The organism is Kineococcus esterisolvens (genome assembly GCF_050871405.1).
Classification (GTDB): Bacteria; Actinomycetota; Actinomycetes; order Actinomycetales; family Kineococcaceae; genus Kineococcus.
In genome coordinates, this window is sequence record NZ_JBJLRI010000010.1 from 61,735 (window position 1) to 75,297 (window position 13,563).

At 77.7% G+C, this 13,563-nt stretch carries 13 protein-coding genes; 5 read left to right on the forward strand and 8 right to left on the reverse strand.

Annotated features, from left to right (window positions below; all coding sequences use genetic code 11):
• Nucleotides 1–126: 126 nt before the first annotated feature.
• Complete coding sequence (locus ACRYR8_RS05815; protein WP_432483132.1) at nt 127–861, reverse strand: hypothetical protein; 735 nt, start codon at nt 859–861, stop codon at nt 127–129.
• A gap of 202 nt (nt 862–1,063) precedes the next feature.
• A complete protein-coding gene (locus tag ACRYR8_RS05820) occupies nt 1,064–2,005 on the reverse strand; it encodes an alpha/beta hydrolase (protein ID WP_432483133.1) in 942 nt (313 codons plus the stop codon).
• A gap of 200 nt (nt 2,006–2,205) precedes the next feature.
• On the opposite strand from ACRYR8_RS05820, the gene ACRYR8_RS05825 reads away from it, so the two are divergent.
• Together ACRYR8_RS05825 and sigJ are read left to right on the forward strand one after the other, a co-directional pair.
• Nucleotides 2,206–2,946: an SDR family oxidoreductase gene (locus tag ACRYR8_RS05825; protein ID WP_432483134.1), complete on the forward strand. Its 741-nt coding sequence runs from the start codon at nt 2,206–2,208 to the stop codon at nt 2,944–2,946.
• Nucleotides 2,946–3,920 carry an RNA polymerase sigma factor SigJ gene (sigJ, locus tag ACRYR8_RS05830; RefSeq protein ID WP_432483135.1) on the forward strand — a complete coding sequence of 325 codons (975 nt, stop codon included), beginning with the start codon at nt 2,946–2,948 and terminating at the stop codon, nt 3,918–3,920. The genes ACRYR8_RS05825 and sigJ overlap by 1 nt, the downstream gene beginning before the upstream one ends.
• A 6-nt stretch (nt 3,921–3,926) precedes the next feature.
• On the opposite strand, the gene rlmC is transcribed toward sigJ, so the two are convergent.
• Both rlmC and nhaA read right to left on the reverse strand, forming a co-directional pair.
• Nucleotides 3,927–5,054: a 23S rRNA (uracil(747)-C(5))-methyltransferase RlmC gene (rlmC, locus tag ACRYR8_RS05835; protein WP_432483136.1), complete on the reverse strand. Its 1,128-nt coding sequence runs from the start codon at nt 5,052–5,054 to the stop codon at nt 3,927–3,929.
• 71 nt (nt 5,055–5,125) lie between these two features.
• Nucleotides 5,126–6,460, reverse strand: a complete 1,335-nt coding sequence (nhaA, locus tag ACRYR8_RS05840; protein WP_432483137.1) for a Na+/H+ antiporter NhaA — start codon at nt 6,458–6,460, stop codon at nt 5,126–5,128.
• Between the two features lie 245 nt (nt 6,461–6,705).
• On the opposite strand from nhaA, the gene ACRYR8_RS05845 reads away from it, so the two are divergent.
• Genes ACRYR8_RS05845 through ACRYR8_RS05855 form a run of 3 tightly spaced genes read left to right on the forward strand, consistent with a single transcriptional unit; the run spans nt 6,706 to nt 10,101 of the window.
• A complete protein-coding gene (locus tag ACRYR8_RS05845) occupies nt 6,706–7,809 on the forward strand; it encodes a hypothetical protein (RefSeq protein WP_432483138.1) in 1,104 nt (367 codons plus the stop codon).
• An 8-nt stretch (nt 7,810–7,817) separates the two neighbouring features.
• Nucleotides 7,818–9,455, forward strand: coding sequence for a vWA domain-containing protein (locus ACRYR8_RS05850; RefSeq protein ID WP_432483139.1), 1,638 nt, complete (start codon nt 7,818–7,820; stop codon nt 9,453–9,455).
• A complete protein-coding gene (locus ACRYR8_RS05855; protein ID WP_432483140.1) occupies nt 9,442–10,101 on the forward strand; it encodes a hypothetical protein in 660 nt (219 codons plus the stop codon). Before ACRYR8_RS05850 ends, ACRYR8_RS05855 begins: the two co-directional genes overlap by 14 nt.
• Nucleotides 10,102–10,123: 22 nt before the next feature.
• Here ACRYR8_RS05855 and ACRYR8_RS05860 read toward each other — a convergent pair whose 3' ends face one another.
• The 4 genes from ACRYR8_RS05860 to ACRYR8_RS05875 form a co-directional block, all read right to left on the reverse strand.
• Nucleotides 10,124–10,798 carry a histidine phosphatase family protein gene (locus ACRYR8_RS05860; RefSeq protein WP_432483141.1) on the reverse strand — a complete coding sequence of 225 codons (675 nt, stop codon included), beginning with the start codon at nt 10,796–10,798 and terminating at the stop codon, nt 10,124–10,126.
• Nucleotides 10,799–10,903: 105 nt separating this feature from the next.
• Nucleotides 10,904–11,296 (reverse strand): hypothetical protein, encoded by a 393-nt coding sequence (locus tag ACRYR8_RS05865; RefSeq protein WP_432483143.1) that lies wholly within the window; start codon nt 11,294–11,296, stop codon nt 10,904–10,906.
• 153 nt (nt 11,297–11,449) lie between these two features.
• The gene (locus ACRYR8_RS05870; RefSeq protein WP_432483145.1) at nt 11,450–12,436 is read right to left on the reverse strand and encodes a Gfo/Idh/MocA family protein; all 987 of its coding nucleotides are present in this window, start codon (nt 12,434–12,436) and stop codon (nt 11,450–11,452) included.
• Complete coding sequence (locus ACRYR8_RS05875) at nt 12,433–13,428, reverse strand: ribokinase (RefSeq protein ID WP_432483147.1); 996 nt, start codon at nt 13,426–13,428, stop codon at nt 12,433–12,435. The genes ACRYR8_RS05870 and ACRYR8_RS05875 overlap by 4 nt, the downstream gene beginning before the upstream one ends.
• Nucleotides 13,429–13,563: the final 135 nt, after the last annotated feature.

Sequence of the window (13,563 nt, forward strand, 5' to 3'; positions counted from 1 at the left end):
TCGTGGGGCCGAGCGCGGTGGGCGTGGGCGGGCGGGCCGCGCCCGGGTGGTGGGCGGGGTGCGCACGACCCGCCGCGGGTCCGTGGTGGACCCGCGGCGGGCCGGGGTGAGCGGGGTGCGCGGGGGTCAGCGACCGAGGCCGGCGCGGTCCACGCGGCGGTGGAAGCGCATGCCGGCCATGCCCCCGAGGATCGCACCGACGAGGGCGACGACGACGGCGCCGATGAGCGTGAGGACGGACTCGGCGGTCAGCGACCCGAGGTCGGCGGGGATGCGCGGGAAGCTGTTGAGCCGGCCGAGGACGTCGTAGGCGTCGCCGGCGACGGCGGCGAGGATCGCGACGACGATCGCGACGACGATCGCCCACGCCCACACGGCCACGCCCTGCTTGGCGCCGTTGAACCGGGCCATGCGGCCGGCGACGTACCCGCCGCAGAGGTAGGCGACGAACAGGACGACGAGCAGGGCGATCGCTCCCGCCAGGCCGATGGCGCCGGCGTTGCCCTGCGCCTGGTCCGCGATGGCGCCGACGGCGTCGGCGGGGGTGCCGCTGGTGCTGGCCAGGCCGATCGCGGTGCCGGTGGCGGCGATGAGGGCGGTGAGCAGGACGGCGGTGCCCGTGGCGGTGAGCCAGCCGAAGAACGCCGAGCCGACCTTGACCCCGCCGAAGGCGTCCTTCTCGCGCTCGACGACCTCCTTGCGGTTCAGCGTGGGGCCGTGGTCGACGCTGAGCCGGTCGGGCTGGGCGGACGTGGTGGCCTGCTGGGCGGGCCGCCCGGCGGGGCGGACGCCACCGGCGGCATCGCGGGCGCCGTCGCGCGGGGCGTCGGCGGCGTGGGATCCGTCGCTCGGGGTGCTCACGAGGGCCTCCTGGAGGGGTCTGGTGGCGCCGGCCGCACGGAGGACCGCCCGGTGCGCGCCCCGGCTGCCGGGACGTCCCACCCGGGCCCCGGGCTCGGCGGCGCCAGGAGTTCCCGGCGCCCTTCGAGTGTTGCCGCGGTTCGCCGACCCGGCCAGTCGAGGGACGGGCCCGGCCCGCGGGGAGGAGCGCACCGCGGGCGGGTCAGCGGGTGCCGAGCAGCTCCCCCAGGTCGCGGCACAGCTCGCGCGCAGCGCGGTCGGCGGAGGCGGAGACGGGTCCCATCCCGAAGAAGCCGTGCACGAGGTCGTCGTAGCGGCGCAGCACGACCTCCACCCCCTCGTCGCGCAGCCGCTCGGCGTAGGCGATCCCCTCGTCGCGCAGCGGGTCGAACCCGGCGACGCCGACGACGGCGGGCGGCTGCCCGGCCAGGGACGGCGCGTCCAGCGGCGCGTACCGGACGTCGGCGGGGTCGCCGCGGTAGTGCCCGTCGAACCAGCGCAGGGCGTCGACGTCGAGCACGGGCGCATCGGCGTTCTGGCGCACGGAGGGGAACTCCCGTCCTCCCGAGACGGCCGGGTAGACGAGCAGCTGGGCGGCCAGCCCCTCCCCCGCGGGCGACTGCGCGGCCACCGCGGCGAGGTTGCCGCCGGCGCTGTCGCCGGCGACGGCGACGCGCTCCGGGTCGCCGCCGAGACCGGCGGCGTTCTCGCGCACCCAGGCGGTGGCGCTGACGGCGTCGTCGGGCGCGGCGGGGAACGGGTCCTCGGGGGCGAGGCGGTAGGCGACCGAGACGACGAGCGCACCGGACTCGGCGGCCAGCACCCGCGCCTGCCCGTCGTGGGTGTCCAGGTCACCGGTGACCCAGCCGCCGCCGTGGAAGAACACCACCACCGGTGGGGCACCGTCGCCCCCGGCCGGCCGGTACAGGCGGGCGGGCAGGTCGCCGACCGCCCCCGGCACGGTGGTGTCCTCGACGGCCGACACCGGTCCCCACCAGGCGGGGTCGACGTCCGCACCGGTGAGGCTGCCGCCGCTACGCACCTGCGCGGGGGTGAGCGCGCTCAGCGGGGGCAGCCCCGCGGCGGAGTAGCGCTCCACGAGGCGGGCGATCTGCGGGTCGAGCTGCGGGGGGTGCTGCGTCACGGGTCCTCCGTCCCTCGGGCGCCGGGCCGGCGCCGACCGCGGCCCAGTCTGGGCGCTCGGCACCGCGGGCGCCCGGGGAGCGCTGCCCGCGCACCCGGGGCCCGCGGCTGCCCGGCGCCGGCCCGTGTCACACTCCGGCCCGCCGGATCGTCAGGTCGTCGTCGGTGCGCACCGTGCGGCCGGGGAGCGGAGGGGACGACGTGAGGGTGGCGGTGGCCGGCGGGACCGGTCTGGTGGGCGGGCTCGTGGTGGCGCAGGTCCAGGCGGCCGGGTTGCAGGCGGTGCCGCTGGCACGTTCCCGCGGCGTGGACCTGGTGTCCGGGCGGGGTCTGGACGTGGCGCTGCGCGGCGTGGACGCGGTCGTGGACGTCTCCAGCACGGCCGGCGCGTCACGTCGCGCGGCGGTCGGCTTCTTCGAGGCGGCCACGGCGAACCTGCTGGCCGCGGCGCAGCGCGCCGGGGTGCGGCACGCGGTGGTGCTCTCGGTCGTGGGCGCCGACGTCGTCGACCTGGGCCACTACCTGGGCAAGCGCCGCCAGGAGGAGCTGCTGGCGCAGGGCCCGGTGCCGTGGACGCTGCTGCGCGCCACCCAGTTCCACGAGTTCGCGGCGCAGCTGCTGGAGCGGTTCCGCGGCCCGGTGGTGCCGGTGCCGGTGATGACCAGCCGGCCGGTGGCCGCGCGCGAGGTCGCCGCCCGCCTGGTGGACCTGGTGCAGCGGCCGGCGGCCGGGGTGGTGCCGCCGATCGCCGGCCCGGAGACGATGCGGGTGCACGAGGCGGCCCGCCGCACCCTGGCCGCCCGGGGGAGGCGGCGGTTCGTCGCCCCCGTGCGGCTGCCCGGTGCCGTGGGCGCCGCGCTGGCCGGTGGTGCGCTCCTGCCGGTGGGCCCGCACGTGACGGGTGCGGTCACCCTCGCCGAGCACCTGGAGCGGGAGGGCTGATGGGCCGTGCCGAGGACACCACGGCGGCCCCGCCCGCGGACGACCGCGCCGAGGAGCTGGCCCGCTCGTGGACGCGGCAGCGCGGCCGGCTGACGGGGGTGGCCTACGCCGTCCTGGGCTCGCGGGCCGAGGCCGAGGACGTCGTGGCCGACTGCTGGCTGCGCCTGGTGGCCGCCGACGGGGCCGAGCGGGTGCGCGACGTGGAGGCGTGGGCGACGGTCGCGGTGGCCCGGCGGGCTCTGGACGTGCTGCGCTCGGCGCGCTCGCGGCGCGAGTGCTACGTCGGGCCCTGGCTGCCCGAGCCGCTGCTCACCGACGGCCCGGGGGGCGACCCGGCGGACCGGGTCACGCTGGACGAGCGGGTGAGCTACGCCCTGATGGTCGTGCTGGAGACCCTCACGCCCGCCGAGCGCACGGCGTGGGTGCTGCACGAGCTGTTCGGGGTGCCCTTCGCGGACGTGGCGCGCGCGGTCGGGCGCAGCCCGGCGGCCGTGCGGCAGCTGGCCAGCAGGGCTCGCGCCCACGTCGCCGCGGGCGCCGGGCGCGTCGAGGTGGACCCGGGCGAGCACCGCCGGGTCACCGCCGCGTTCCTGGCGGCGACCGCCGGCGGCGACCTGGGTGCTCTGCTGGCCCTGCTGGACCCCGCCGTCGTGCTCACCAGCGACGGTGGCGGCGTCGTGAGCGCCGCGCGCCGCAGCGTGCACGGCGCCGACCGGGTCGCCCGGTTCCTCGCGGGGCTGGCGCGCAAGCGCCTGGACGGGGCGTCCGTTCGCGCCGTCCAGGTCAACGGCGGCGCGGGCTTCGCCGTGGCGGACGCCTCGGGGACGGTGCTGGTGGGCGCCCTGACGGTGCGGGCGGGCACCGTGCAGCGCGTCGACCTCGTCCTCAACCCCGCGAAGCTGCCCACCGAGTTGCCCGTCGAGCTGCCCGTCGAGCCGGCCGCCGGGCCGCTCCCGGCGCGACCGGGGGCGTGAGCCGCCTCAGCCCGCCCGCTCCAGCAGCGTGACGACCTCCACGTGCGCGGTCTGCGGAAACATGTCCAGCACCCGCGCCCGCACCGGCCGCAGCGACGGCATCGCGGCGAGGTCGGCCGCCAGGGTGACGGGGTTGCAGCTCGAGTAGACGACGCGGCGCACGCCGGAGCGCTCCAGCCACTCGCGCAGCTCGGCCCCGATCCCCCGCCGCGGCGGGTTCACGACGACCAGCTCGGGGGCGCGCCCGGCGGCCAGCGCGAACGCCGTCGCGTCGCCGGCGAGGAACTCCACGCCCTCCAGCCCGGCGGCGGCCGCGGCCGAGCGGGCGCTCTCGACGGCCTCCGCGCTGACCTCCACACCGGTGACGCGCCGGCCGGGGGCGGCGCAGTGCAGGGCGAACCCGCCGACGCCGCAGTACAGGTCCCAGACGTCGGCGGGGGCGGCCTCCCGCACCCACTCGGCCACCTGCTCGTACAGGGCCCGCGCGACCGGTGAGTTGGTCTGGAAGAAGCTCTGCGGGCGCAGGTCCAGGTCGACGCCGCCCATCGGCATGCGCAGCGTGGTGCGCTCGGTCAGCGCGACCTCAACCTCGCCCTCGACGACCGCCTTGTGCTCGGGCAGCAGGTTCGCGGTGACGACGACGGCCCGCGGCAGCTCGCGCTGCAGGTGCGGCAGCTCGCGCCGCAGCGCTCCCAGCTGCTGCCGCGAGCGCAGCACGAAGCGGACCATGAGCTCACCGGTGGGCGACTCGGTCACCAGGACGTTCTTCAGCTCCCCGCGCCGGTTCGGGACGTCGTAGGGGACCAGGCCGGCGCGGGTGATGGACCGGGCGATCACCGGCAGCGCGGCGCGGATCCCCGGGGAGCACACGCCGCAGCGGCGCAGGTCCACGCCGCGGCCGCCGGCGTCGAGGATGCCGAGGGTGGGGCGGCGCACCGTGCCGCCCACGACCATCTTCGCCTTGTTGCGGTAGCCGGAGCCGGCGCTGCGCACCGCGGGCAGCCACTGCAGCTGCGGCTGCTCCCCCAGCAGCTGCCGGCACCGCTCCTCCTTGCCCGCGACCTGCTGCGGGTAGGGGACGCCCAGCAGGGTGCACGAGCGGCACGCGCCGGCGTCGGAGTAGGAGCACTGCACGGTCTCCCAGGGTAGGCGCCCGGGGCGAGCGCTCCGCGCGAGCGCCCCGGGCGCCGGTGCCGGCGAGCCCCTCAGTGCTGCCCGTCGGGCGCGGACGGGCGCTGGTAGACGTCGGGGATGCCGTCGGCGTCGGCGTCGACCCGCTCGGCCTCCTCGATGCGCCGGTACACGCGGTTGCGGCTGGTGAGCACCACGGCGGCCAGCAGGGCCGCCAGGGTGGAGCCGAGCAGGACGCCGAGGGTGACGTGCTGACCGGCCTCGGTGCCCTCGCCGAAGGCGAGGGAGCCGATGAGCAGCGACACGGTGAAGCCCATGCCGGCGAGGATCCCGACCCCGAGCACGTCGACCCAGGACAGCTCCTCGTCCAGCTCGGCGCTCGTGAGCTTGGCCATGAGGAAGGTCGTCAGCAGGATGCCGACGGGCTTGCCGACGACGAGCCCGAGGATCACGCCGAGGGCGACCGGGTCGCTGAGGGCGTCGACGAAGCCGGAGGCGCCGCCGATGGCCACGCCGGCGGAGAAGAGCGCGAAGACCGGCACGGCGAACCCGGAGGACAGCGGGCGCCAGACGTGCTCGAAGTGCTCGGCCAGGCCGGGGCCGGCCTCCGGCCCGCCGGCCGTGGCGCTGCGCACCACGGGCACCGACAGGCCCAGCAGGACGCCCGCGACGGTGGCGTGCACGCCGGAGGCGTGCACCAGGCCCCACGCCAGCAGGGCCAGCGGGATCAGCAGCCACCAGGAGCGGACCCGCTTCTGCACGGCGAACGCGAACAGCGCCAGCGGCACCAGGGCCAGCAGCAGCGGCGCCGGGGAGAGGTCGTCGGTGTAGAAGACCGCGATGACGGTGATGGCGAGCAGGTCGTCCACCACGGCCAGGGTCAGCAGGAAGGTGCGCAGCCCGGAGGGCAGGTGGCTGCCGATGACGGCCAGGACGCCGAGGGCGAAGGCGATGTCGGTGGCGGTGGGGATCGCCCACCCGGACAGGGCCCCCTCCGGGGAGTCGGCCAGGGAGTTGACCAGCACGTAGACCCCGGCGGGCACGGCCATGCCGCCGACGGCCGCGGCGATGGGCAGCGCGGCGGCGCGCGGGTTGCGCAGGTCGCCGGCGACGAACTCGCGCTTGAGCTCCAGGCCGGCGATGAAGAAGAAGATCGCCAGCAGGCCGTCGGCGGCCCAGTGCTCGATCGACAGGTCCAGGTGCAGCACCTCGGGGCCGATGTGGAACTGCCGCACCGACTCGTAGGTGTCCCCGGGCAGGTTGGCCCACACCAGCGCCAGCGCGGTCGCCACCAGCAGCAGGGCGCCGCCGACGGTCTCGGTGCGCAGCACCTCGGCGATGCGGCGGGCCTCGGGCCAGGAGCCGTGGCCGAACAGCGGGGGACGGCGGGTGGGCGTGTTCTGCGTCACGGGGGCGCCTCCAGGGGTCGCGAACGGGATCGCCGACCAGACTTCCCGGCACGCCCCGCCGCCACCCTAACCGCCGCGACCCCCACCCGCTCCCACGCGGCCCCCCGCCCGGGCCCGCGGGGCCCCGCCCCGGCGGACGCCCGGCGTTCCCGCGCCGTTCACCGGTGCCTCGCCCAGCGGTCCCGCGCCCCTCCTAGCGTGCGGCGCATGGACGTCCCCCGCAGGGACCGGAGGCGCGGACCCCGGTGAGGAAGCTCGTCGGCGCCGCCCTGGCGGTGCTCCTGGTCGCGGCGGTGGCGACGCTGTTCGTGCTGGACCGCCGCTCCGGCTCCGCGGACGCGGCGGCCGGGCCGGTGACGACGCTGCGCGGGGTGATCGGCTCGGAGAAGGAGCCGTTCTTCGACGACCCGCGCGTGCGGGAGGCGCTCGCCGCGCACGGCCTGGCCGTGGAGGTCGACACCGCCGGCAGCCGGCAGATCGCCACCGACGTGGACCTGGACGGGTACGACTTCGCGTTCCCCTCGTCCGCACCGGCCGCCCAGCGGATCGCCGAGGGAGCGGGTGGGGCCTCCGTCTCCTCGCCGTTCTGGTCGCCGATGGTCGTGGCCACCCACCGCCCGGTGGTGGAGCTGCTGGCCCGCAACGGCGCGGCCTCGCCCGGCCCCACCGGCGCCTGGCACCTGGACCTGTCGGCGTACCTGCGGATGGTGCGGGAGGGCACCCGCTGGAGCGACCTGGAGGGCGCGGCGCAGCTGTACGACTCCCCGCGCGCGGTGCTCATCACGTCCACGGACGTGCGCACCTCCAACTCCGCCGCGATGTACCTGGCGGGCGCCGCCTGGGTGCTCAACGGCGGCGGCGTGGTCACCACGGCCGGGCAGCAGGAGGCGGTGCTGCCGGAGCTGTCCCACCTCTTCCTGGCGCAGGGCTTCTCGGCGGCCTCCTCGGAGGAGCCGTTCGAGGACTACCTGTCCCAGGGCGCCGGGGCGGTGCCGATGGTGATGGCCTACGAGGCGCAGTTCGTCGGCGAGGCCGCCCGGGAGGGGGGCTCGCGGCTCGGCGAGGACGCGGTGCTGGCCTACCCCTCCCCCACGATCGCCTCCAAGCACGTGCTCGTCGCCCTGGACCCGGGCGCCGATCGGCTGGCGGACCTGCTGTCCACCGACCCCGTCCTGACGGCCCTGGCCGTCGAGCACGGCTTCCGCACCGGGGACGGCACGGCGCTGGGTGCGGTCGCCGCGCAGCACGGCGTGGCCGTGGAGCAGTCCCTGACCGACGTGGCCGACCCGCCCTCGTTCGAGGTGCTGGAGTCCCTGATCGACGCCGTCGCGGCGCGCTACGGCACGTGAGGAGGACCGTGCGGAGCACCACCCCGCGCCCGGTGGTCGTGGCGCTCGCCGCGCTCGCGGCGCTCGTGCTGGCCGGGTGCACGTCCGGGCCGGCGCGCGGCGCGCCGGAGGGCGCCGACCCGCCGGCCGGCACGCCCACCGGGCCGCGCGCGGACGTGCTGCGCGTGCTGGCCGGCTCGGAGCTGCGCGACGTCGAACCGCTGCTGGAGGGGGTGGCCGAGCGCACCGGAGTGCGGGTGGAGCTGGAGTACACCGGCACCCTGGAGGGCACGCAGCTCGTCGCGGACGGCGGCGCCGGCGACCACGCCGCCACCTGGTTCCCCTCCGGGGACTACCTGGCCCTGCTGGACGGCGGCCGCGCGGCCGTCGCCCGCTCCCGGGACGTCATGTCCGACCCCGTGGCGCTCGGCGTGGCGCACGACGCGGCCGCCGACCTGGGCTGGCTGGGCCGCTCGCCGACGTGGGTGGAGGTCGTGGACGCCGCCGAGGACGGCCGGCTGCGCTACGGCATGACCTCGCCGGTGTCCTCCAACAGCGGCTTCGCCACCCTGGTGGGCGCCGCCACCGCCCTGTCGGGCACGGGCACGGTCCTGACCGAGCAGGACGTGGCGGCCGTGGCGCCGCAGCTGCGCCGGATGGCGCTCGGGCAGCAGCTGACGGCCGGTTCCACCGGCTTCCTGGTGGACCGCTTCACCGCCGACCCCGGCCGGGTGGACGCCCTGTTCGGCTACGAGTCGGTGCTGCGCCGGCTGCGCGCGGGCGGCGAGCCGCTGGTGGTGCTCACCCCCTCCGACGGCACCGTGACCGCCGAGTACCCGCTGACGCTGCTGCGCTCGGCGGACGAGGAGGAGGCGCGCGCCTACGACGCGGTGGTGGCGGACCTGCTCAGCGACCCGGTGCAGCGGCAGCTGGCCGGCACGGGCCGGCGCACCCGCACCGGCGGGCCGGCCGGGGCCGAGGGCGTGTACGAGCTGCCGTTCCCCAACCGGCTCGCCACCGTCCGGGCGCTGCTGAGCGCGTTCCAGAGCGAGATCAAGAAGCCGTCGGACGTCGTGTTCGCGATCGACACCTCGGGGTCGATGGACGGCGAGCGGCTGGTGCAGCTGCAGGCGGCGCTGACCGCCCTGGCCGTCCCCGACGGCGGGGCCGGGGGTGCTGCCGGTGACGGCCTGCTCACCTTCCAGCCGCGCGAGAACGTGCACTACGTGGAGTTCGCCGACGCGGTGAAGTCGCGCGGGACGCTCGCGGTGGACCCCGCCGACCGCGCCGGTTCGCTGGCGCGGATCCGCGGGTGGGCCGCGTCGCTGCGCGCGCGGGGCGGCACCGCGATCCACGACTCGCTGCGCGTCGCCTACGAGGAGGCCCTGGCGGTGGCGGAGGCGGACCCGGGACGCTTCGTCAGCGTCACGCTGTTCACCGACGGGGAGAACACCGACGGCGGCTCCCTGGCCGACTTCCGCGCCTGGTACGGCGAGCAGGCGGCGGCGGGGCGGCCGATCGGCTCGGTGCCCACCTTCGTCGTCGTCTTCGGGGAGGCCGACCCGGCGCAGATGGCCGAGGTGGCGGCGCTGACCGGTGGTGAGGCGTTCACCGCCGGCGGGCAGGACCTGGCGGACGTGTTCGAGGAGATCCGTGGCTACCAGTGACCGTTCCCCGCGCGCCCGCCTGGAGGCGCTGGGCAGCACCGCCCACCTCGCCGGCAGCGGCGCGGGCCTGGTCTCGCTCGTCGCCGGGTTCGCCGCGACGAGCCACCCCCTGGTGGCGGTGGGCACCTGCGCGGTGGGGTACCTGTCGGGCTACCTGCTGTGCCCGGGACGCGGGCGCCGCGCGGAACCCGCCGTCCCCGTCGTCCCCGCCGCCGAGGGGGCCGCGGCGGTGCGCGAGGCGGTCGAGGCGGTCGAGCGCTCGCTGGGCTCGGGCGTCCTGCCGCCCGACGTCGTGCGCGGCGCCCGGCACGTGCTAGACGCGGTGGCGGAGGTGCTGGCGCGCTGGGACCGCCTGGGGGCGTTCTCGCCCGACGCGCGCACGGTCGAGGCCGTCGCGACCGAGCACCTGCCCGGCGCCCTCGACGGGTACCGGGCCGCGGCCGGTGGCCCGGGCGGGGGCGGGGAGGAGCGCGCCCGCGCGGAGGCGCTGGCTCAGCTCGACCTGCTGCGCGGGGCCGTGGCGCAGGTGGGCGAGCGCCTGCAACGGCGGGCCGAGGAGGACCTGGCCGTGCACGGCGCGTTCCTGCGCGACAAGTTCGCCCCCGGCTCGCTGGACCTGGGGCCGGCGCAGGACCTGCGGGGCTGAACCCGCCGCGGTCGGCGGGGGCTCAGAACACCGAGCCGGGCTCGCCCGCGGGGCCGGCGCCGGCGGCCTCGGCCTGCTCGGGCTCGACGGCGGCACCCATCCACGTCCGGCACGTCCAGCCGCTGTCGACGTCACCGCGCAGGTCCACGACCCCGGTGTTCAGCAGGCCCGTGCGCAGGACGGACCGGGGTGACAGCCCGCGGGCGCGGATGGCCGCCCAGGCGCGGATCGCCGCACCGTGGCTGACCACGGCGAACGTGCCGGCACCGGCCCCGGCGGCGCGCTCGGCGGCCGCGGCGACCGCGGCGTCGTAGCGGGCGAGGAACGCGTGCCCGTCCGGCGCACCGGGCAGCGCGGCATCGAGGTCGCCGCCCACCCAGGCCGCCACGACGGCGAAGTAGCGGGCGACGGAGTCCTCGTCGCCACGCATCTCCACCTCGCCGGCCTCGATCTCGCGCAGGCCGCCGTCGACGGCCACCTCCAGGCCGAGGTGGGCGGCCAGCGGCGCGGCGGTGAGCTGCGCGCGCAGCTGCGAGGAGGCGGTGATCGCGCCGATGCCCTCGCCCCCGAGCGTGCCGACCAGCGAACGGGCCTGCGCCTCGCCCAGGTCGGTCAGCCCCGGCCCGGGGACACCGGTGTCGAGCAGGTGGCTGACGTTGGACGGGGTCTGGCCGTGGCGGACGAGGAGGAGGCGCACGGGCCCACCCTGCCACCCGGGGCGGCGGTCACCCTGGCCACCCCGGCCGGGGCCCCCGACGTCCCGGCAGCGGCGCCGGCGAACGTCGGGGGACGTCGGCGGACGTCAGAGGACGACGTCGAGGTGGTGCTCGGTGCTCGCGCCGAGGAAGGTCATGAGGCGCAGCTGCACGTCCACGGGTACGGGCCGCGGGCTGGTCAGGGTCAGCCGGCCAATGATGCGGCGCACGTCGTCGGCGGTCAGGTCCCGTTCGGCGGGGACGCTCCCGCTGCGGCGCTCGCGGTTGATCTCCGCGGCGAGCTGCGCGACGGGGGTGCCCTCGAGCTCCTCCAGCTCCAGCACGGGGCCGTAGAGGTGCCTGATGAGCGCCCGGTCGGACTGCGTCAGCTCGTCCATCGGGTCCTCGTGGACGTAGTCGGGCGTGATGCGCTGCACCGGCACGAGGTTCCGGAGCTGTTCGGGGCGGACGGTGCTGCGCACCGCCACGGGCGTGGTCACCGATCCGATCCGCACGGCGATCGCCTCCAGTCACTCGATGTCGATGTTCCGTTACGTCGAGTGTCTCAGGGAGGTGGGGAGGCTTGAGCCCCCGTCACCCGGACGGAGCAACGTCCGTCCGGGTGAGTGCGGGCGACGTCGAGCCCGGGCGGCTCAGCCCAGCTCGGCGGCGCGGGCCGCGCCCACCTGCGTCAGCGCCTGCTCGAACACGTCCGCGAGGTCCACCGAGAAGCCCAGCGGCACCAGCGGGCTCTCGGTGCGCCCGGCGGCCAGGCACTCGTGCACGTGCTCGAGCATGAACCGGTGCCCGTGCTCGGTGGGGTTCTCGTGCACCTCCGGCTCACCCGCCCCCTCCCCGCGGCGGTGCACGGTGAAGCGCCGGCCGGAGTGCAGCGGCGCGTCCACGTGGATCCAGCCGGCGTCGCCCTCGATCCAGGCGCTCGAGGAGGCGTGCGCGGCGATCGTCGTGGACAGGGCGGCGACGGCGCCCGACTCCCAGGACAGCGCCAGGGCGACCTGCCGGTCCACGCCCGAGGGCGTCAGCGTCCCGGCGGCCCGCACCTGCGCGGGCGCCCCCAGCAGGGTCAGCGCCAGCCCGACCGGGTAGGGCCCCAGGTCCAGCAGGGAACCCCCGCCGATGGAGGCGTCGTGGAACCGGCGCGCCGACTCCGGTGCGGGGAAGCCCAGGTCGGCGTGCACCGAGAGGACCTGCCCGATCGCGCCGGAGGCCACGACGTCCAGCAGCTCGCGCGTCAGCGGCAGGAAGCGCGTCCAGTACGCCTCCATGCAGAACACCCCGCGATCGCGGGCGGTGGCCACCAGGTCGCGCGTCGCGGCGGCCGTGACCGTCATCGGCTTCTCCACCAGCACCGGCGTGCCCGCCAGCAGGGCCGCGCGCGCCGGCGCGTGGTGCTGCGGGTGGGTGGTGGCCACGTACACGGCGTCCACGGCCGGGTCGGCCAGCAGCGCCGCGACGTCGTCGTGCGCCCCCGCGGCGCCGTGCTCGTCGGCGAAGGCCCGCGCGCGGTCCGCGTCGCGCGAGCACACCGCCACCAGCTCCCCGCCGTCGGCGAGCTGCAGCGCCCGCGCCACCGTGCGGGCGATCCCGCCCGTGCCCACGAAACCCCAGCCGACGCTCACCGCGCCACCTCCCCGTCCGCTCGTCCGGTCACCTCGACGTCCTCCCTGCGCGGCAGCGAGACCGACGCACCGGCCCGTCCCACCGTCACCGCCGCCACGCGCACCGCCCAGCGCGCCGCGTCCACCAGGCCCGCTCCGCCCAGCAGGGCGTCGGCGAGCGCCGCCACGAAGCTGTCGCCGGCGGCGGTGGCGTCGACGAGCTCGGCGGGCGCGGCGGGCACCTCGGCCACCCCGGCGGGGGTGACCACGACGCAGCCGTCCCCGCCGCGCGTGACGACGGTGGTGCCGTCGGGGCGCACGGCGCGCGCCTGGCGCACCAGGCCCGCGACGTCGGCGGCGGCCCCCTCGCCGGCCAGGACGGCCAGCTCCCCGGCGTTGGGCACCAGCAGGTCGGCGCGGCGCAGCAGCTCCGGCGGCAGCGGGCGGGCCGGGGCGGGGTTGAGCACGAGCAGCCCCGTGCACAGCCGGGCGGCGGCCAGCAGCGCCTCGTCGGGCACCTCGCACTGCAGCAGGACGGCGCGGGCGCCGCTGACGAGCCCGGCGGCGTCCTGCACGCGCGCGGCGTCGAGGTGGTCGTTGGCGCCCGGGCTGAGCACGATCGTGGACTCCCCGCCGTGCACGAGGACGACGGCGACCCCGGTGGGCGCGTCCGCGGCAGCGACGCGGGAGACGTCCACGCCCTCGGCGGCCAGGGCGGTGCGCAGGGCGCGGCCGTCGGCGTCGTCGCCGACGGCGGCGACCATCGCGGTCCGCCGGCCCAGGCGGGCGGCGGCGACGGCCTGGTTGGCGCCCTTGCCGCCCAGCCCGCGCACGGCGTCGGCGCCGCGGACGGTCTGCCCGGCGGGCGGCAGCGCGGGCAGGGAGACGGCGAGGTCGGCGTTGACGCTGCCGACGACGGTGACGTCGTGGGTCTTGGCGGCGTGCAGGCGCCCGTGGGAGTCGCGCACGGCGCCCGCCGGGTCCTGCACCTGGTCCTGCCGCTGCTCGTTCACCGGGCGGGCAGGACCCAGATCGCGGCCACGGCCGGGTCGCCGAGGTCGACCTCGGGGGGGGGGGGGGGGGGGGGGGGGGGGGGGGGGGGGGGGGGGGGGGGGGGGGGGGGGGGGGGGGGCGGGGGGGGGGCGGGG